The organism is Candidatus Pyrohabitans sp. (genome assembly GCF_054014795.1).
On the sequence record NZ_JBPMGE010000029.1, the window covers coordinates 19990 to 37365 of the forward strand.

Sequence of the window (17376 nt, forward strand, 5' to 3'; positions counted from 1 at the left end):
GCTGCCTCAGCAAATCCTGGGCACAGGGTCAGCGAGGGGCCAGTCCAGGATTCGCTTACCCCCGACCTCTGTCTCCATGACCACACTGCCTGGGTGTTCTGCCACGACCTCACCTACCATCGCCGCATTTCTCCCGACTTCTGTGGAGCGCACAGCGTTCAGCACCTCCTCAGCCATATCTCTCTCCACAGCGATTATTGCCTTGCCCTCGTTGCCCACGCTCAGTGGGTCTATGCCCAGAAGCTCACAGGTGGAGAGCACCTCCTCGCGAATTGGCAGGTCACTCTCCTGAATAACTATCCCCACACCTGCCTTGCCAGCCCATTCGTTGAGGGCACTGGCAACGCCTCCTCGGGTCGGGTCCTTCATCGCCTTTACCCCGCCCACTCCAAGGGCGCACTTAACCGCATCCCAGACCGGGGCGACGTCCGACTCAAGCGCTGTCTCAAATTCAAAACCCTCGCGAAAGGCCAGCAGTGCTGTGCCGTGGTCGCCTATGGTGCCGGTAATTATAACCACATCCCCGGGCTCTATACCGGCGTCGGTTATCACCTTACCCCTTTCTGCTATCCCAATACCGGTGGTTGTCACCACCAGTCTGTCCAGCTTGCCCCTCTCAACCACCTTTGTGTCGCCGGTAATTATCGCCACACCGCACTCTCCTGCTGCGGTGTCCATGCTCCTTATCACCTTCTCCAGCTCCTCACTGCCGAAGCCCTCCTCTATCACCAGTGCCGAGGCTATTGCAAGTGGCTTTGCCCCCATCACTGCAACGTCATTGGCTGTGCCACACACTGCCAGCCTGCCTATATCTCCGCCCGGAAAGAAGAGGGGCGAGACGGTGTGCGCATCAGTGGCCATGACGACCTCATAGTCGCCTATGCACAGCGAAGCACCATCATCCAGCGCCTCGAGGCCAATGCCGCCTGCATTTTTATTTTTGATGTTTGCAGCTATCACCTGCTCTATAAGCTCCTCCATCAGTCTGCCACCGGCGCCGTGGGCAAGGGTTATATCCATCTCCACACCTCACAGAGGAACAACCTCAGTCTCCAGCCTGTCTGCGGTTGGATACTCCTCAACAATATAGAAGCTCAGCTCCTTTAAGTGTTTTGCAAGCTCTGTGGCGATTTCGCGCGTTGTCTCAAGCCGATGCTTCTCCCTGTCAACAGCTATGAGGTGAGGAGGTATCGCAAATTCTCGCATCAGGCGCAGCCTTAGCTTTTCCAGATTGCCATCTGCACAAATCACGCCCTTGAGAAGAAGCCCCTCCTCTGTAACCTCCTCGTAGGGCTTTGCACTCGCAAGGGCGGTGCGCAGCAGACGCATGCGAAGCTGGCCAGCGTCCTTGTAGCGGGAAGTGCAGAAGTGCACCCTTGCTCCACTCAGCCTCTCCATAACCATGAGCGCAGCCTCTCTGCTTCCCTCCACTGCGTAGGAGTCGTCGCGGAGCGAGAAGCTTCTCGTCCTCAAAGCCTGTGCATTGGTATCTGAGAACTCCAGCTCATTCAGATTTAGAAATCCACCCAGGGAGGCAATCTTAGCTCCGATTTTGAGGACCTCCTCCTCGGTCCCGGGGAAGATGGGTATCTCCACGCCCACCTCCATGTTAAGAAGCTTCGCCATGCGGATGCTCTCCCACACACGCCGGCGGTTCCTGGGGGTTATGTGAAACTTGAGCTCGTCCAGGCCCGCACTCTTCAGCCTCTTTAGATCACCTTCGTCCAGACAGGAGGCGGTGTACATGTGGATGTGGAAGCTCTCGCCGAAATTTGACTTTAGAAGTTTGATGTAACGTATAGTTCTCTCAAGCCTCAGTGAGGGGTCGCCTCCTGTTATACCGGCACCCTCAGCGCGCATCCTTCTGGCTTCTTTGATTACATCTCCATCGCTGTATACCCGCCTCTCGTTGACCCAGGCTATGTCTTTGCCGCGGCGTTTCTCTGATAGGGGGCAGTAATAGCACCCCTCGGCGCAGGTACCTGTGACAAAGAGCACCAGCTTCTTGCCCTGCATGCACAGCTCGCATCCTCTTGCAAGTTTGCCTGTGTAAGCGTTGCCCTCGCTGGTTGTGTGCATAACCCTTCGAGACATGCCTAACCAGTGAAAAGGTCACCTCAGGTGGATGCACTCTCCATAGGTTATGCGCCTCCTCTCCCCTGTGTCGGTTTTAAGAATAAGGGTGCCATCATCGTCTATCTTCACAGCAATCCCCTCAACCACCTCCTTTGGTGTGACTATCCTAACCCGCTTACCCAGGGTGGAGCACAGGTCTTTCCAGTCTATCAGAAGACTCTCAAAACCGCCTTTAAGAAAAACCTCATAGGAAAGCTCAAACTCGTCGAGAAGTGCTGCAAGAAGCTGATTTCGCTCGACTTTACTTCCAAGTTCAAGCATCAGCGATGTCGCTCCTTCGCGAATCTCCTCGGGGAAGCAGGCAACATCGAAATTTGCATTTATCCCGACGCCCACCACCAGGAAGTGAAGGGTGTCCAGCTCTGCCTCTATCTCTGTTAGAATACCGCACACCTTTTTCTCGCGAATTAAAACGTCGTTGGGCCACTTGACACTCGCATCAAGACGATAAAGCCTGCGGATGGTTTTTGCAACACACGCCCCAAAAATTAGGGTTATCTTGGCAGCCTCTTCCGGGGCTATGTTCGGCCTTAACAAAAGCGAAAACCAGAGGCCGCCCCGCGGTGAAAGCCACTCTCTGCCTGCTCTTCCCCTCCCGTGGGTCTGCTCCTCAGCCGCGACAACGCTTCCATCCTCCTCTCCGGCTCGTGCCAGCTCCTTGGCTCTGTCATTTGTGGAGCTAAGGGATTCATATATGTAAATCTTCCTTCCAAACCTCTTCGCATTGAGATTCTTTCTGATTTCAAATTCGAGAAGCAGGTCGGGCATCTCGGCAAGACGGTAGCCCTGCTTTGCAGAGTCAATTCTCACCCCCCTCGCCTTAAGTGCGCGAATCTGCTTCCACACCGCAGTTCTGCTCACCCCCAGCTTGGCTGCGAGATACTCACCCGAGACGTACCCACCCATGTTCTGCACCAGAAGGTGCAGGAGCTCCTCCCGCATGAAAACCCTTTTATCCCAATTGCTATAAAAATGTAATCATGACCAGAGAAAAGCTAAAAATCTGGCGTCAGGGTGAGGGGGAGAAGGAGATAAACCTCGGCTCCGGTCCAATTCGCCTTCTGGTGCGCAGCAATGTGCTTGAGGGTATGGTGGTTGAAATTGAGCCGGGAGCAGAGATACCCAGGGTTTACTCCCACAGGGGTGAGGAGCTCCGCCTGGTGCTTCAGGGAGAGATTGAGGTTGAGGTGGAGGGCGAACGTTACCTGCTCAGGGAGGGAGACTTCATGTGGTTCGACTCCAGCATGAAGCACAGGATAAGAAATCCCTCCGACAAAAAGGCAGTGTACTTCTCTGTCAACTCGCCTCCAGCGATGGAGTGGTAGGCTCATAGCGATTTTCACACCAGCTACACTACTCCAGCATCACCGCTTCTTCAAACCCAGCAAAGTGCCTGTCTTTTGTTAGGACCTTAACCTTCCTTTGCCTTGCGGTTGCGAGTATCAGAGCATCCATCAGCCCAAAGCTCTTATCCATTCTCTTCATCTCACCATGAATCTCACCGGCAAGAAAACCTTTCTCTTCATCCAGAGGCACAACAACGCACCTCTCAACTATAAACTCCACCCTCTCCTTCCCCTTCTCCAGCCCATCGGTGCGGATAGATTTTGATAGAACCTCTGAGATAATCACCGGTGAGGTGTAGAGCACTTTGTTGCTTTCCACTATATCTCTCACCTTCTCCCCAAGCTTGGTTCCCATAAAATACTCCAGCCAGGCGGATGAATCGATCAGCATTAAACCCTGTCCTCGTGGTCCCTTATATCTGAGATATCCACTTTCGACATGGTTCCAAAAAGGCTTTTCTTCTTTAAAAGTTTCTCCTCCAGAACTTTGTTAATAACTTCGGAGATGCCCCTCTTTCCAGCCTCCCTTTTTAACCTCTGGAAAAGGTCCTCTCTGATTTTAATTGTTGTTCGCACATATTCAGGCATATATGCTTACTAAGATGATAACATAAACATACAAATCAAAAACCAAGGGGATGTGCATTAGCACAAAACTGAGACGCATTCGCGGCGCAGCTACTCCCTCTCGTACTTCTCCTCAGCCTTACGCTTCGCTGAATCGATGTACATGCTCACCGCCGTGGCTATGGCGGCCACCCGCCTGTCCTCACGGAACGCCTCCGCCAACCTCGCCTGGCGTGCTTCGTCCTCCTTTATTATCTCAGGTATCTTTGCCAGGATGTTCTGCTCCTCTATGAAGCTGGTGGAGAGGTCGCCCCTGCGAAAAGCCTCTGTTCGCATCACCGCCTTGTGGAAGGGGATGTTTGTCTTAACGCCTGTGATTATGTACTCACTCAGCGCACGCTCCATGCGCACAATAGCCTCGGCACGGTTTCTTCCCCACACCACAAGCTTTGAAATCATCGAATCATAGTAGGGCGGGATGGTGTACCCCATTCTGACGCCTGAGTCTACCCTTATGCCAGGTCCGCCGGGCGAGCGATATCGGGTTATTTTGCCCGGCGAGGGTGCAAAGTCGTTGAGGGGGTCTTCAGCGTTAATCCTGCATTCAATCGCGTGCCCGAAGAGGGGTACTTCCTCCTGCTCATATTCAATTTCATTGCCCGCCGCGATGAGTATCTGCTCCTTAACTATATCTATCCCAGTGGTTCGCTCTGTTATGGGATGCTCCACCTGCAGGCGGGTGTTCATCTCCAGAAAGTAGAACTCTCCATCTGCGTAGATGAACTCCACTGTACCTGCGTTGGTGTAATCTATAGACCTCGCGGCTTTGACAGCCAGGCTTCCTATGCGCTCCCGCATCTCCGGCGTAACAGCAGGCGAGGGACACTCCTCGATGAGCTTCTGGTGGCGCCTCTGTATTGAGCACTCGCGCTCATTAAGGTGCAGCGTCTTGCCGTGCTTATCTGCGAGCACCTGAAATTCAATGTGCCTGGGGCGAAGAAGAAACTTCTCAATAAACAGCGTCGCGTCGCCGAAGGCTGACCTGGCAACGCTCTTTGCAGACTCGATGGCGCGCTCAAGCTCAGCCTCGCTCCTCACCACCTTCATCCCTATACCGCCACCTCCGGCGGAAGCCTTGAGCACAATGGGATAGCCTATCTCCTCGGCTATAGCCTTTGCCTCCTCGGTGTCGCGAATCTCGCCGTCGCTTCCCGGGACAACGGGCACACCAGCCTTCTTCATGGTCTTTCTTGCCTCAATCTTGCTCCCCATCAGCTCCACTGCCTTACTCGAAGGCCCTATGAAGGTGATGCAGTGCCTCTCGCACTCCCGCACAAAGCGTGCATTCTCTGCGAGAAATCCATAGCCGGGGTGAACAGCATCTGCGCCGCTCCTCTCCGCCGCATCGATAATGGCATCGATGTTGAGATAGCTCTGACTTGGGGGCGCAGGACCGATTAGGTAAGCCTCCTCGGCGTACTTCGCATGAAGTGCAAGCTTATCTGCCTCTGAATACACGGCAACCGTCGCTATGCCAAGCTCCTTGCAGGCGCGCATAATGCGCACTGCGATTTCTCCACGGTTCGCAACCAAGATTTTGCTGAACATGGTTTAGCATCTCCTGTGCACTTTTTATATTTAACGAGACACCCTGTGCAGCACCACCTTAACCAGCGATAATCCGCGCTCACACACAAGCGGCGCCTCGGTTTGCGATATCAGAACCTTGTCTCCGGCCTTAAGGCCTTCTGGAGAGCAGAGGGTATAATTCTCACACAGCAGCCTGTCGCAAGTTACTGGAGAATACACCAGCTTTGCGCCGATGAGCGCCTTCCTCGGCTCAATCCCTGCCTCAACATCAGCCTCCTTCACCTCCACAACCACCGCCTCTCCGCAAACTGCACACTTGTGCTTCTTCCTTCTCACAGCGGTGATAAGGTACTTCCTCCCTGTCTCCAGGTTTCCAATGCAGGTTTTGCTCAGCTTGCACTTTTTACACTCATCCGCTGTACCGTAGTGGATAAATGCATAACCCTTCTTGGCATACTTTTTATCTATAAGAGTGACCGGCATTATATTACCCCTGTTACCTGCGCTACCTTCTCTGCCTTATCTCTGTCCAGATTCACGTGTTCAAGGATGGTATAGCGGTGAGGACGAATTTCCCGGGCTTTTAACAGCGCCTCAACCACCTCGTCTCTGCTGAGCCCCAGCTCCCCTGCACATGTTGGCGCGCCTATCTCCCTGAGGGCCCGCCTTATGCTGCGCCAGTCACCGCCATGGAGGTACATCATCATTATAGCCCCAACTCCGCACTGCTCGCCGTGAAGCGCGGGCTTCTCGGCTACAATATCCAGAGCATGGCTGAACTTGTGTTCAGAGCCAGAGCCCGGGCGTGAGCTGCCTGCAATGCTCATAGCCACGCTGCAGGAGATCAGCGCCTTAACAACCTTGCGTATCCCCTCTGGAGAACTGCGAATCTCCTGCGCTGAGCGGGTAACTATCTTTGCACTCATCCTGGACAGGGCGATTGAATACTCGCTTATCTCCTCGCCGGTAACGCGGTGGGCAAGCTCCCAGTCGCGTGTTGCTGTAAACTTTGAAATCACGTCCCCGCACCCGCTTGCGGTAAGGCGATATGGCGCAGAGCGAATAATTTCTATGTCAGCAAGCACACCAAGCGGTGCGACTGCCTCCTTGGAAACAGTGCCATTCTCCCACTTTATCGATGCTCGAGCGCTCGCTATTCCGTCATGGCTTGCTGCGGTGGGCACACTCAAAAACTCTGTGCCCAGCCTCTTCGCCACAAGCTTGGCCACATCGATTACCTTGCCCCCTCCCACACCCACAAGAAACTCCGCGCCGAAGCTGTCTGCTGTGTCGAGGGCTTCGTCGACTACCTCAAAGCTTGCCTCCCTAACCCTGAAAATCTCCACTTCGTGCTCCTCTTCAAGTATCTCTCCGGCGCGCTCTCCTGCAACCCCTGCGGTCGTGTACCCGGTGAAAAGGATGCATCGATTCCTGAGCTTCAGCTGTGCCACAAGCTGACCAAGCTCATTCAGCACACCTTCACCTACAAGCACAGCCCTGGGTAACTGCATAAACTTGGTACGCATAGAAAGTAAAAAGAATCCCGGGAATATATAACTTTGCTATTTCTGCAGAATGGCTTCAATGGCACCGTACAGCTTCGCCATGTTTATCGGCTTATCCACATGGGCCTCTGCCCCCGCTTCCAGACTCTCCTCCTTGCTCTCCGGCTCTACCATCACAGTAAGTATTATAACAGGAATGTCCTTAAGCAGAGGGTCCGACTTTATAGCCCTGCACGCCTCAATACCAGACATCCCGGGCATCATAAGGTCGAGGATGATCAGGTCAGGCGTATTTCCGGAGCGAAGCTTCTCCAGAGCCTCCTCCGCACACTCGCACAGCTCTACATCATACCCTCGCTTTTTCAGTATCTTCGAGACCACCATTCTTATATCCGGTTCATCGTCCACAACCAGTATCCTTACCATGCTACTCACCCTTTGGAAGTTTTGCCCAGAATATGCTTCCCTTAGGGGTATTGTCCTCCACGCCTACTTCACCGCCGTGAAGCTCTGCAACGCGTTTGGCTATCGCAAGCCCCAGACCAGAGCCCTTTGCTTCACCTTTCAAACCCCTGCTGAACCTCTGGAATATCGCCGACCTCTGGTCCTCAGGTACCCCCGGCCCAAAGTCAGCGAAGTTTATCTTCCAGCAATCACCAGTGTCTTCGGCGTAGATCACTATCTCTTTACCCCCACGCGCATACTTTATAGCATTGGTGAGGAAGTTCAAAAAGATTTCCTCGATAACAGGGTTCGCCTTCATCGGCAGCGTGCAGTCAATTCTGTTCTCAACCCTCATCCCGATTTCGCTGAGTACCGGACCAAACTCCTGCACAACAGAAGCAATGACTTCGGCGAGATCAAGCTCCACCTTCTCGATTTTATCCATACTCGCAATCTTTGAGTACTTTGTGGCGTCCTCTATCACCTCCATAATTCTATCGGCATTCCTGCGGACAATCTTTATCGTTTCTCTGTCCATCCCCTCACTCTTGGCTATCTCTGTATGCCCCTTTATTATGCTTACATAATTCATGAGGTCATGATGCAGAATATCTATGAAGAGGTCTTTCAGCTCGCTGCTTTGCTTCAATTTCTCTGCATAATCCCTCAGTTTCTCCTCGGTCTTCTTCAGCGGGGTTATATCTGTAAGAGCCGCAATTGTACCTATAAACTCGCTATTGTCGTCGAAAACAGGGGATATACTCACCAGTACATCTTTTTTTTCTCCATTTACATCCACGATATGGGTCTCAATTGTAATCGGGACCTTCTGAGGGTTGCAAACTCCCTGCATTAACTGCCAGGAGCACTCTTCACTGCAGTAATTTACGATTGGCTTGCCTATCAGCTCTGAACTATTAGTGCCGAAGAGCTCTGCTGCCCTGGAATTTGCATAGGTTATCCTTCCACTTCTGTCGAGGGTTATTACACTCTCATTCATTGTCTCAACAAGAGTTCTGTATCTCTTCTCAGACTCCTTAAGAGCTCTGTCAGCCTCTGTCTTGCTCCTGAAATAGCCAGAGATATAAAATACACCGGTTACCATGAGCACAGATATTATAAGCGCCACAATTTCTGGCAGTATCCCTGTGAGAATCTCTCCACCGTTGTATGAAATACCAATAAGAGAGATAAGCCTCCTTAAACCCATGAAAAAAAGTGCAATGCTCAGAAGAAGCCATCCCCTTGAGTTTGTGACCTTCACCAGATATAGTGCAAAGTATGCTGCAGAAAACTGGAGGATGACAGAGAGGGACAGGATTACTATTGTTAACTGCTCAACCATTTATTCCCCTCTTTTAATTTTCAAGGGTTCACTGTACTATGTGTATGCATAGGTATTTATACCATTAGGATGATGCATTGAGAAAATTTTATCATCGCAGTAATCGTAAGGTGAAAGCATGGCCGTATACACCCCCCTGGACTATGTAAGGGGTTTCATACTCCTCATAATCATCCTGTGGCTCCTGAAGAGGTATCTGTTTACCAGAGTCGACCTGGACAGGGATTTTATGATAGCCCTGATTCCGCCCATAGTGTTTGCAATAACAATTCGCCTTCTTGCCGATGCCGGTGTTTATGAGAAGTCGCAGTGGTGGAGTGTTACTCCGGGCATATATGTGCTCGGCGTTGCCTATGGCTCTGTGCTTGTCGGCACGGGTTTGTTTCTTCAGGAGCGCTACGGAATAAGGTACTGGAAGGTGGTCCTGGTTTTGGGCGCTGTTACAGTACCATACTTCTTGATAAGGCTCATTTCAGAGATGAGCTCTCCGATAAGGTTCTTCTATCCAGTAGCCCTGGCGGCGGTGCTTACTATTGGAGTAGAAGCGGTTGCGAGAGTGGCTAACCTGAAATTCCTTCGCACCTCCGGCAACCAGGGGATAATCTTCGCCCACTTCCTGGATGCCAGTGGAACCTTCATAGGCATAGACTACTTTCACTTCAGCGAAGAGCACATACTGCCGGAAATTATCATCAATCTTGCCGGTACAGCCCTGGTGATGATACCCCTTAAGCTGGTGGTTGTGGGCGCCGTGCTCTACCTGCTTGAGAAGTGGCGTCTTGAGGAGGGGGAAGATGTATACTACCGTATCATCAAGGTAACCATCTTCATCCTCGGTTTTGGCCCTGGCACCAGAAACTCCCTCCTCCTTACTCTGGTCTAGCATGGCTTCGACTGAAAAGTATAAATACGCACGGCAGGAAATTAGTGGTGATGAGCATACAGAGGATAAGGACCTTTGTGCGCGGGCTGGATGAAAAGCTGGAGGGGGGAATCCCAAAAGGAAGCGTAAACCTTATCTGCGGTACCGCGGGTACGATGAAGTCGTCCCTTGCCTACAGCATCCTCTACAACAACGCCATTCGGGCGGGAATACCCGGCCTCTACATAACCCTTGAACAGGACCCGAAGAGCCTGCTCATGCACATGGAAAAGCTGAACATGGCCAGGGAGGGTGCTGTGGATATAGCCAGCTTCAACGACATTAAAGAGAAGATTAAAGAGAGGAGGGTGGAAAACTGGATTCAGAAGCTTTCCAGTTTTCTCAAAGAGATGAAGGACGAGAAGAAGTATGAGCTTCTGGTGATAGATTCGCTGAATGCGCTTTACTCCCTTACCACAATCAGAGATGTGCGTGCAGAGATATACTTTTTCACCAAGTCCCTCAGCGACCTGGGATTTACCTCCTTCCTGATATCAGAGATGCCTCCAGAGGGCGGGCGCTACGGTGAGTACGGTGTGGAGGAGTTTCTGAGCGACGGCATAATCCATCTGCTCTTTCAGAGGCGGGGGGGCATACTCACATCGCTGGAGCGCTACATCGGCATAGTCAAGATGCGCGCAACAAACCACGACACCCACTACTTCCCGCTGCTCTATCAGAACGACAGGTTCACAATCTACACAAAAGAGGACCTTGAGCTGTGATTGCAGACGTTAATAACCAAAAGACTTAAAAACCTGCACGTGGTTACTACTTTCGGAACCTTATATTACTTGCTCTGTGAGCTTTTAAACTCCATTTCGGTGATAGTTATGAAGATGCCAAAGGAGAAACGAACATACTGCCCGAGTTGTAAGAGGCATACTACACATGAGGTACTCAAGGTTAAGAAGCGCAAGGCAAGCGAGCTTAAAGCTGGACAAAGGCAGTTCCGCCGGGTGCTCGCTGGCTATGGTGGATTCCCCCGCCCGCTGCCAAGTGGCTCAAAGCCAACCAAGCGCGTGGCACTCATATTGAGGTGCAAAACCTGCAAGAAGGCGCACAGCATGAAGGGCTTCAGGGTCAAGAAGCTGGAGATGGAGGCGGTATAGATGGCTGAGGAGCAGATTACAACTGCACCGCGCTCTCGCTTCCTGCGTGTGAAGTGCGATGACTGCAGCAATGAGCAGATAATCTTCGGCTCCGCTTCATCAAAGGTCACCTGTCTGGTGTGCGGCAAGACCCTGGCAGAGCCCACGGGCGGTAAGGTTAAGGTGCTCACCAAGATAATTTCTGTGCTGGAGTGAAGAATTTGGTCCTGAAACGCGAGCCCTTTCCAAGTGAAGGCGACCTGGTGGTTTGTACAGTAACAAAGGTTTATCCCCATGGAGCCTTTGCCAGGTTGGATGAGTACAGGGATAGGGAGGGCTACATCCACATCTCAGAGGTGGCTTCCACCTGGATAAAGAACATCCGCGATTTTGTTAAGGAGGGGCAGAAGACAGTTGCCAAGGTTCTCGCTGTGGACCGCAGGAAGGGGCATGTGGACCTGTCTCTTAGGCGCGTGAGCGATGCTGCGAAGAAGAAGAAAATGCAGGAGTGGAAGCGCGCCCAGAAGGCTGAGAAGCTCCTGGAGATGGCGGCGAAGCAGCTGGGCAAGACCCTAGAGCAGGCATACCGCGAGGTGGGCTTTGTGCTCGAGGAGGAGTTCGGCGAAATTTACGGCGCCTTTGAGGAGATCTCAGCGCTGGGTGAGGAGGCGATTAAGGATATAAATATTCCCCAGGAGTGGGTAAAGCCGCTGATAAAGCTGGCACAGGAAAACGTCTCCATACCAAAGGTGAAGATAGATGGTTTTGTTGACCTCCGCTCCCGTGCTCCGGATGGTGTTGAGGTAATCCGCCAGGCGCTCATCTCAGCTAAAAAGCTCAACCATGGTGATGATGTGAGCCTGGACATAAGCTATGTGGGCTCGCCGAGGTACAGGATAACCGTCGTCGCCTACGACTACAAAACAGCAGAAGAAGTGCTGAGGAAGACAGCGGAGCACGCAATAAACATCGTAACCCAGAAGGGTGGAGAGGGCAAGTTTTACAGGGAAATAAAAGAGGAATAGTCATAGATGAACCGCCTTAAAGTATGCAAGAAGTGCAGGGTTTATACCCTGAAGGACATATGCAAGGTGTGTGGTGAAGCCACGGTTTCTCCTCATCCTCCCAGGTTCTCACCCCAGGACCCATACGGGGAGTACAGGAGAAAGCTCAAGAGGGAAATTATGAAGGAAGAGGGGAATGGTGATGAGGGAATTTGAGGTTGTATTCACGCGCAAGCCTGAGCTTCGCTCGCCGGTGCTCATAGAGGGGTTGCCGGGCATAGGGCATGTGGGCAAGATCGCCGCCAAGCACATGATACGCGAGCTTCGGGCAAAGAAGTTTGCCAGACTTTACTCGGCCACATTTCCTCCCCACGTGGTTATTAAAAAGACGGGAATGATAGAGGAGATGAAAAATGAGTTCTACTACTGGCGTGCAGAGCAGGAGGGGCAGCGCGACCTGATTTTTGTGGTGGGGAATACGCAGAGTACCTCCCTCGAGGGGCAGTACATGCTGTGCGAGAAAATTCTGGACATGGCAGGGAATCTGGGCGCACGCGAGATGTTCACCCTCGGTGGACTTGGTGTTGGCAGACCCGTGGAAAAACCAAAGGTTTTCGGAGCGGTTAATCATCCGCGCTACATACCCCTGCTGGAGGAGAAGGGTGTGGTGGTCAAGCGCGATGGCGAGGGTCAGATTATAGGCGTCTCTGGGATGCTCCTGAGTCAGGGAAAGAGGCATGGCATATACGGCGCTTGCCTGATGGGAGAGACCTCTGGCTTCTACGTGGACCCCAACAGTGCACGCGCTGTGCTTGAGGTTCTCACCGCTATACTCAACGTGCCCATAAGTATGAAGAGGCTGGTTAAGCGTGTTAAGGACACTGCGAGGCGTGTGGAGGAGGCGCAGAGGGTGGAGAGGAAGATGATGGAGGATATGGGCATAATACGCCGCGAACCCAGTGATGATGAGATGCGCTACATAGGGTAGGTGTCTTTTTTCATATTAAGGAGGTTGCAGGGAGGATGGCTTAGGAGGGGGCTATGAAAACAACAAAACAATACTGCGGCAACTGGTGAAAGAGGGAGGCTAAGCCATGGCAAAAGGTGGGAGAGATTTGGAACACATTCTTAAAAAGCTGGAATCTCTCTCCAATCCTGAAGCGGTGGAGGGCATGGCAAAATTCGGGATTACCCCAAAGAATGCATACGGCGTCCCGATCCCAGACCTGAGAAAGATTGCCAAGGAGATAGGGAAAAACCACGAGCTTGCCCGGCAGCTCTGGGCTCTGAACACGCGTGAGACCAGGATACTTGCGAGTATGATCGCCGACCCGAAGATGGTTACTGAAGAGCAGATGGAAAAGTGGGTAGAGGAATTTGACTACTGGGAAATCTGCGACCAGTGCTGCATGAACCTCTTTGAGAAGACAAAATTCGCATATCAGAAGTGTGTTGAATGGAGTTCACGGGAGGAGGAGTTTGTCAAAAGGGCGGGGTTCGTACTTATGGCTCGCCTGGCGGTCAGTGATAAGAAAGCGGATGATGGACAATTTGAGAGATTTCTCCCTATCATAAAGAGGGAAGCTACCGATAATAGAAACTTCGTTAAAAAAGCAGTTAACTGGGCGTTAAGGCAGATTGGAAAACGTAACCTCGCTTTGAATAGGAGAGCAATTGAAACTGCTAAAGAAATTCAAAAGATGAACTCGAGAAGTGCAAAGTGGATTGCTTCTGACGCGATTCGAGAATTAACAGGCGAAGCTGTTCAAAAAAGGTTGCATAGTTAAAAACGTCATCCTGCCTTCCAGAGGGGCAAAGATTATATTCTGGCGTGCCTATTTCTCAGCATGGTAAAAGTTGGCATAGTCGGTGCCTCCGGCTATACGGGTGGAGAGCTTCTGCGCATCCTGGCTCAGCACCCCGAGGTTGAGATAGCCTGCGTCACATCCCGCAGGTATGCGGGCAATCCCCTATATAGGGTGCACCCCAACCTGCGCCGCGTGCTGAATCTGAACTTTGAAGACATCGCCTATGAGCAGGTTGCTGAGCGCTGCGACTTTGTGTTCTGTGCCACCCCTCACGGGGCGAGCATGGAGATAGTGCCCACCCTCCTGGAGCATGGTGTGCGTGTAGTGGACCTGAGCGGCGACTTCCGGTTTGAGGACACCGCAGTTTATGAGAGGTACTACGGCAAGAAGCACGCCGCCCCTGAGATAAAGGCTGTTTACGGCCTGCCCGAGCTTCACAGGGAAGAGATAAGGCGAGCGAAGCTTGTGGCAAATCCGGGGTGCTATCCCACGAGCATCATCCTAGGTCTAGTACCCCTGCTGAAGGCAGGGATTATAGACGCCTACCACATAGTGGCCGATGCCAAGAGCGGAATCTCCGGTGCAGGTACCACACCCCGGGAAACCACCCATTTCCCCAATGCCGCTGAGAGCGTGCTCGCCTACAAGGTAACGACGCATCAGCACCTGCCGGAGATAGAGCAGGAGCTCCGCAATTTCTCCAGCGAGGTGAGGGTGTCCTTCGTACCCCATATAGTACCTGTTATTCGCGGGCTTACAAGCACACTGCACGGTTTCCTCACCCACAAGGTTGATGCCGAAGAGGTGAGGAAGCTCTATGCAGAGCTTTACACCCCGGAGCCCTTTGTGCGCGTGCTTGATGCTGGTGAGATTCCCCGCCTGAGTGCTGTGCGTGGCTCAAACTTCGCAGACATAGGTGGCTTTGCCGTGGATGAGGAGCGTGAGAGGGTGATAGTTGTGTCTGCGATAGACAACCTGATAAAGGGCGCTTCAGGGCAGGCAGTGCAGAACATGAATCTGATGCTGGGCTTCCGCGAGGAAGAGGCGCTGAGAAGTGCAGGCATACATCCATAGGAGGTAAGAGTTTTGAAGGTTAAGGAAGTTATGACGCGTAAGGTTATAACCCTCTCCCCGGAGGCGAGCATAGAGGAGGCTGCCAGAGTGCTGAGGGAGAACAGGATAAGTGGCGCCCCCGTGGTCGAGGGAGAGAAGCTTGTGGGCATTCTCAGCGAGGCAGATTTAATGAAGTTGTTCCAGGAGGAAACAAGCCTAAACCTTATACTTCCGAGCCCTCTTGATGTTATAGAGCTTCCAATAAGGATGCACCGCAAGCTCAGTGAAGAGATAAATAAGCTTGCCGCCTCAAAGGTTAAGGATGTTATGACCCGCAAGGTTATAACCATAGAGGAGGATGCGGACATTGAGGAGGCAGCACGATTAATGGCCAAGTACGATATAAACCGCCTGCCAGTGATTGGAGAAGGCAGACTGATTGGCATAATAACGCGGGGAGATGTGATTAAGGCGCTCTGATTTTGTAAATCCTCACCTCGCCCAGGCCGCTCCTGTTGTTGTCGTAAACCTCTGTGAAGTACCTCTCGTCTTCAAACTTCTCCAAGTTTATATCAACGCCGTACTCAGAGGCGGGCTTGAAGTAGCTGAGCAGGTTGCCGTACACCTCCATGTTTCTGGAGTAGAATATGTGCGTGGCATTGTAGCGCCTTGCCAACCTCCATGCCTGCTCTGGCGAGGAGGTGTTGTAGAGCACATAGATGTCGTTCTGCACCTGCCCCGGGGCCTTTATGTAGGCGTACTCAACGTTGCGCAGAGGGAACATCCCTCCGAGAAGGGCCCTGCCGGAGGTTACTCCTGCGAACATCTGAGCGCGGTAGTAATCGGCGATTATCTTCGCCTCCTCACCTGTGTTGTCCCTGAACCAGAGCGCAGCATTGTACTCCTCGGGTACCAGACCAGTAGCCTGGAAGCGGGAGTCGAGGTTGTAATCGTATATGCCAAAAAGCAGAAGCGCTGCCAGAGCTACTAGGGCAAAGCTGCGCCACCTCTCTCCAGAGCTAACCCACCGCAGGGTGTCGCTCACCAGGATTCCCACGGCGATGGCCACGGGCTGGGCGAGGAAGGGGTAGAACCTGAAGCCCTCGAGAGGCTTCGCAAGGGTGTGCCAGGTGAGGTCCACCCTGCCCAGCGCATGCAGAATGGTTTCATTCTGGGTCTCCAGAAAAAGCGGAAGAGCCCAGAGGAGAAGAATTGAGTGCCTGCGCGGGTGGCGGAGGAGGAGATAGAGCATGCCAGCGAAGCCGAGCAAAGCGGCGATTGTGCCATATTCGGCGAGCTGCCGTTCCACAGGGTACATACCGCTGCTTGTTACCAGGGCGTTTATCCACCACCAGTACAGATCGCGTGGAAGCCACCAGAGCGCAGCTACAGCCTGCGAGATGGCAATGACGAGGAGGAGGTCTATGAGCAGGCTACGCCCCGCCTCTCGCCTTATGATAAGCCCTAAGGTAACCATCAGCAGTGAGAGGAGCACTATGAAGTAGGAGAGGTGGAGCAGGAAGTTGACGCCGAGGACAATGCCCAGGAGCACAAGCTTGAGAATGCTCCTCTGCGCTGAGCACCACATCCAGTAAAGCAGGTAGAGGGGAAGAGCAAACAGGGTGAAGCTCTGGGGGTCGGCAATACCGCTCCAGAACACAAAGCTGGGTGTGAGTGCGAGGGTGAGCGTGGCCACGGCTGCGGCGAACCTGCCGGCGAGAAATCTGGCAAGGAAGTAGATAGAAAGGGGTGTGGAGGCTTCAAGGAAGGGCAGCACGCGGGAGCAGAGTGTTGGAAGGTCAACACCTGAGGCTGAGCTGCCCAGCGCGAGAAGCAGCAGAGAGAGGGGCGGATACCAAAGGGGGACATAGCCATAGGTGCGGTACCTCAGGTCAGGCTCAGGGAGCGAATGATAGTCTAAAATGTACTGCGCCATAGCTAAGCGATACCATACGTCGCCCTGAAAGGTGAGCATATGCGGGTCCATGCTGAGCCTGGGAAGGAGCCTCAGTCCGAGGCCGAGCAGGTAGATAACGAGGAGAAAGGTAAACTCCCTCCTTTCAATGTAGAACAGCGCCCTGAAGCTTTTAGCGAGCATTGCCACCAAAAAGGTTTATGCCCTCCTGGGTTAAAAGCATAACCGTGACAAAGCTTAATTTAATCGCTGATGTGCACGCAAACCTCCCGGCGCTCGAGGCGGTGCTGGATGAGCTTCCAAAGGCAGAGACACTGCACCTGGGCGATGTGGTGGGCTACAACCCCTACCCTAGGGAGGTGATACAGCTTTTAAGGGAGAAGCGCATTCCCTCTGTGCTGGGTAACCATGACCATGCGGTTGTAACCGGGGATGCAACGTGGTTTAACCCGGTGGCGGCGAGGGCGATACAGTGGACCCGCACAGAGCTTGGCGAGGAGGAGCTGGCCTACCTTGCGGAGCTACCCCTGGAGATTAAGAATGAGCTCTGCGCAGTCCACGGCAGCCCCCGCAGGAAGCTTGAGGAGTATGTTTTTCCGGATTACCCCGATGCTTTGCTAAGCGCCTTTCTCAAGCTCGCAGAGCGCCGG

At 52.8% G+C, this 17376-nt stretch carries 23 protein-coding genes; 12 read left to right on the top strand and 11 right to left on the bottom strand.

Going from position 1 to position 17376, the window contains the following annotated elements:
- Positions 1-6 precede the first annotated feature (6 nt).
- Genes hypE through ACXJJW_RS03505 form a run of 3 tightly spaced genes read right to left on the bottom strand, consistent with a single transcriptional unit; the run spans position 7 to position 3078 of the window.
- Positions 7-1020 (bottom strand): hydrogenase expression/formation protein HypE, encoded by a 1014-nt coding sequence (hypE, locus tag ACXJJW_RS03495; RefSeq protein WP_456474341.1) that lies wholly within the window; start codon positions 1018-1020, stop codon positions 7-9.
- 9 nt (positions 1021-1029) lie between these two features.
- Positions 1030-2079, bottom strand: coding sequence for a radical SAM protein (locus tag ACXJJW_RS03500; RefSeq protein ID WP_456474342.1), 1050 nt, complete (start codon positions 2077-2079; stop codon positions 1030-1032).
- 33 nt (positions 2080-2112) lie between these two features.
- Entirely contained in the window at positions 2113-3078 is a 966-nt protein-coding gene (locus ACXJJW_RS03505) for a biotin--[acetyl-CoA-carboxylase] ligase (protein ID WP_456474343.1), read from the bottom strand.
- Between the two features lie 38 nt (positions 3079-3116).
- Here ACXJJW_RS03505 and ACXJJW_RS03510 point away from each other — a divergent pair, with 38 nt between their 5' ends.
- Positions 3117-3461, top strand: coding sequence for a cupin domain-containing protein (locus ACXJJW_RS03510; protein WP_456474344.1), 345 nt, complete (start codon positions 3117-3119; stop codon positions 3459-3461).
- Positions 3462-3489: 28 nt separating this feature from the next.
- On the opposite strand, the gene ACXJJW_RS03515 is transcribed toward ACXJJW_RS03510, so the two are convergent.
- The 7 genes from ACXJJW_RS03515 to ACXJJW_RS03545 form a co-directional block, all read right to left on the bottom strand.
- Positions 3490-3873: a PIN domain-containing protein gene (locus tag ACXJJW_RS03515; RefSeq protein WP_456474345.1), complete on the bottom strand. Its 384-nt coding sequence runs from the start codon at positions 3871-3873 to the stop codon at positions 3490-3492.
- Positions 3873-4070 carry a hypothetical protein gene (locus ACXJJW_RS03520; protein WP_456474346.1) on the bottom strand — a complete coding sequence of 66 codons (198 nt, stop codon included), beginning with the start codon at positions 4068-4070 and terminating at the stop codon, positions 3873-3875. The genes ACXJJW_RS03515 and ACXJJW_RS03520 overlap by 1 nt, the downstream gene beginning before the upstream one ends.
- Positions 4071-4160: 90 nt before the next feature.
- Entirely contained in the window at positions 4161-5657 is a 1497-nt protein-coding gene (locus tag ACXJJW_RS03525; RefSeq protein ID WP_456474347.1) for an acetyl-CoA carboxylase biotin carboxylase subunit, read from the bottom strand.
- Between the two features lie 30 nt (positions 5658-5687).
- Positions 5688-6122, bottom strand: coding sequence for a UPF0179 family protein (locus ACXJJW_RS03530; protein WP_456474348.1), 435 nt, complete (start codon positions 6120-6122; stop codon positions 5688-5690).
- Positions 6122-7165, bottom strand: coding sequence for an NAD(P)-dependent glycerol-1-phosphate dehydrogenase (locus ACXJJW_RS03535; protein WP_456474349.1), 1044 nt, complete (start codon positions 7163-7165; stop codon positions 6122-6124). The genes ACXJJW_RS03530 and ACXJJW_RS03535 overlap by 1 nt, the downstream gene beginning before the upstream one ends.
- A 36-nt stretch (positions 7166-7201) precedes the next feature.
- Entirely contained in the window at positions 7202-7570 is a 369-nt protein-coding gene (locus ACXJJW_RS03540; protein ID WP_456474350.1) for a response regulator, read from the bottom strand.
- A gap of 1 nt (position 7571) precedes the next feature.
- Positions 7572-8933, bottom strand: a complete 1362-nt coding sequence (locus ACXJJW_RS03545; protein WP_456474351.1) for a PAS domain-containing sensor histidine kinase — start codon at positions 8931-8933, stop codon at positions 7572-7574.
- A gap of 118 nt (positions 8934-9051) precedes the next feature.
- On the opposite strand from ACXJJW_RS03545, the gene ACXJJW_RS03550 reads away from it, so the two are divergent.
- The 10 genes from ACXJJW_RS03550 (at position 9052) to ACXJJW_RS03595 (ending at position 15291) form a co-directional block, all read left to right on the top strand.
- A complete protein-coding gene (locus ACXJJW_RS03550; protein ID WP_456474352.1) occupies positions 9052-9816 on the top strand; it encodes a DUF63 family protein in 765 nt (254 codons plus the stop codon).
- Positions 9817-9866: 50 nt separating this feature from the next.
- Positions 9867-10580 carry an RAD55 family ATPase gene (locus ACXJJW_RS03555; RefSeq protein ID WP_456474353.1) on the top strand — a complete coding sequence of 238 codons (714 nt, stop codon included), beginning with the start codon at positions 9867-9869 and terminating at the stop codon, positions 10578-10580.
- Between the two features lie 108 nt (positions 10581-10688).
- Entirely contained in the window at positions 10689-10967 is a 279-nt protein-coding gene (locus ACXJJW_RS03560; RefSeq protein WP_456474354.1) for a 50S ribosomal protein L44e, read from the top strand.
- Positions 10968-11162 carry a 30S ribosomal protein S27e gene (locus ACXJJW_RS03565; RefSeq protein WP_456474355.1) on the top strand — a complete coding sequence of 65 codons (195 nt, stop codon included), beginning with the start codon at positions 10968-10970 and terminating at the stop codon, positions 11160-11162. It begins immediately after the preceding gene.
- 5 nt (positions 11163-11167) lie between these two features.
- The gene (locus ACXJJW_RS03570) at positions 11168-11971 is read left to right on the top strand and encodes a translation initiation factor IF-2 subunit alpha (protein WP_456474356.1); all 804 of its coding nucleotides are present in this window, start codon (positions 11168-11170) and stop codon (positions 11969-11971) included.
- 6 nt (positions 11972-11977) lie between these two features.
- Positions 11978-12166, top strand: a complete 189-nt coding sequence (locus ACXJJW_RS03575) for an RNA-protein complex protein Nop10 (RefSeq protein WP_456474357.1) — start codon at positions 11978-11980, stop codon at positions 12164-12166.
- Entirely contained in the window at positions 12153-12938 is a 786-nt protein-coding gene (locus ACXJJW_RS03580) for a proteasome assembly chaperone family protein (protein WP_456474358.1), read from the top strand. Before ACXJJW_RS03575 ends, ACXJJW_RS03580 begins: the two co-directional genes overlap by 14 nt.
- Positions 12939-13044: 106 nt before the next feature.
- Positions 13045-13737, top strand: coding sequence for a DNA alkylation repair protein (locus ACXJJW_RS03585; RefSeq protein ID WP_456474359.1), 693 nt, complete (start codon positions 13045-13047; stop codon positions 13735-13737).
- A gap of 60 nt (positions 13738-13797) precedes the next feature.
- Positions 13798-14832 (top strand): N-acetyl-gamma-glutamyl-phosphate reductase, encoded by a 1035-nt coding sequence (argC, locus tag ACXJJW_RS03590; RefSeq protein WP_456474360.1) that lies wholly within the window; start codon positions 13798-13800, stop codon positions 14830-14832.
- 12 nt (positions 14833-14844) lie between these two features.
- On the top strand, positions 14845-15291 hold the full coding sequence (locus tag ACXJJW_RS03595; protein WP_456474361.1) for a CBS domain-containing protein: 447 nt from the start codon (positions 14845-14847) through the stop codon (positions 15289-15291).
- Here ACXJJW_RS03595 and ACXJJW_RS03600 read toward each other — a convergent pair.
- Positions 15278-16915 (bottom strand): hypothetical protein, encoded by a 1638-nt coding sequence (locus ACXJJW_RS03600; RefSeq protein WP_503417197.1) that lies wholly within the window; start codon positions 16913-16915, stop codon positions 15278-15280. The two genes, ACXJJW_RS03595 and ACXJJW_RS03600, sit on opposite strands and share 14 nt — an antisense overlap.
- 11 nt (positions 16916-16926) lie before the next feature.
- Between ACXJJW_RS03600 and ACXJJW_RS03605 the strand changes: the two genes are divergently transcribed.
- The coding region (locus ACXJJW_RS03605) for a metallophosphoesterase family protein (protein WP_456474362.1) at positions 16927-17376 on the top strand (450 nt) is incomplete at its 3' end.

Coding starts and splice junctions, on each gene's coding strand:
- hypE (WP_456474341.1), bottom strand. CDS start 1,020: ATGGATATAACCCTTGCCCACGGCGCCGGTGGCAGACTGATGGAGGAG.
- ACXJJW_RS03500 (WP_456474342.1), bottom strand. CDS start 2,079: ATGCACACAACCAGCGAGGGCAACGCTTACACAGGCAAACTTGCAAGA.
- ACXJJW_RS03505 (WP_456474343.1), bottom strand. CDS start 3,078: ATGCGGGAGGAGCTCCTGCACCTTCTGGTGCAGAACATGGGTGGGTAC.
- ACXJJW_RS03510 (WP_456474344.1), top strand. CDS start 3,117: ATGACCAGAGAAAAGCTAAAAATCTGGCGTCAGGGTGAGGGGGAGAAG.
- ACXJJW_RS03515 (WP_456474345.1), bottom strand. CDS start 3,873: ATGCTGATCGATTCATCCGCCTGGCTGGAGTATTTTATGGGAACCAAG.
- ACXJJW_RS03520 (WP_456474346.1), bottom strand. CDS start 4,070: ATGCCTGAATATGTGCGAACAACAATTAAAATCAGAGAGGACCTTTTC.
- ACXJJW_RS03525 (WP_456474347.1), bottom strand. CDS start 5,657: ATGTTCAGCAAAATCTTGGTTGCGAACCGTGGAGAAATCGCAGTGCGC.
- ACXJJW_RS03530 (WP_456474348.1), bottom strand. CDS start 6,122: ATGCCGGTCACTCTTATAGATAAAAAGTATGCCAAGAAGGGTTATGCA.
- ACXJJW_RS03535 (WP_456474349.1), bottom strand. CDS start 7,165: ATGCGTACCAAGTTTATGCAGTTACCCAGGGCTGTGCTTGTAGGTGAA.
- ACXJJW_RS03540 (WP_456474350.1), bottom strand. CDS start 7,570: ATGGTAAGGATACTGGTTGTGGACGATGAACCGGATATAAGAATGGTG.
- ACXJJW_RS03545 (WP_456474351.1), bottom strand. CDS start 8,933: ATGGTTGAGCAGTTAACAATAGTAATCCTGTCCCTCTCTGTCATCCTC.
- ACXJJW_RS03550 (WP_456474352.1), top strand. CDS start 9,052: ATGGCCGTATACACCCCCCTGGACTATGTAAGGGGTTTCATACTCCTC.
- ACXJJW_RS03555 (WP_456474353.1), top strand. CDS start 9,867: ATGAGCATACAGAGGATAAGGACCTTTGTGCGCGGGCTGGATGAAAAG.
- ACXJJW_RS03560 (WP_456474354.1), top strand. CDS start 10,689: ATGAAGATGCCAAAGGAGAAACGAACATACTGCCCGAGTTGTAAGAGG.
- ACXJJW_RS03565 (WP_456474355.1), top strand. CDS start 10,968: ATGGCTGAGGAGCAGATTACAACTGCACCGCGCTCTCGCTTCCTGCGT.
- ACXJJW_RS03575 (WP_456474357.1), top strand. CDS start 11,978: ATGAACCGCCTTAAAGTATGCAAGAAGTGCAGGGTTTATACCCTGAAG.
- ACXJJW_RS03580 (WP_456474358.1), top strand. CDS start 12,153: ATGAGGGAATTTGAGGTTGTATTCACGCGCAAGCCTGAGCTTCGCTCG.
- ACXJJW_RS03585 (WP_456474359.1), top strand. CDS start 13,045: ATGGCAAAAGGTGGGAGAGATTTGGAACACATTCTTAAAAAGCTGGAA.
- argC (WP_456474360.1), top strand. CDS start 13,798: ATGGTAAAAGTTGGCATAGTCGGTGCCTCCGGCTATACGGGTGGAGAG.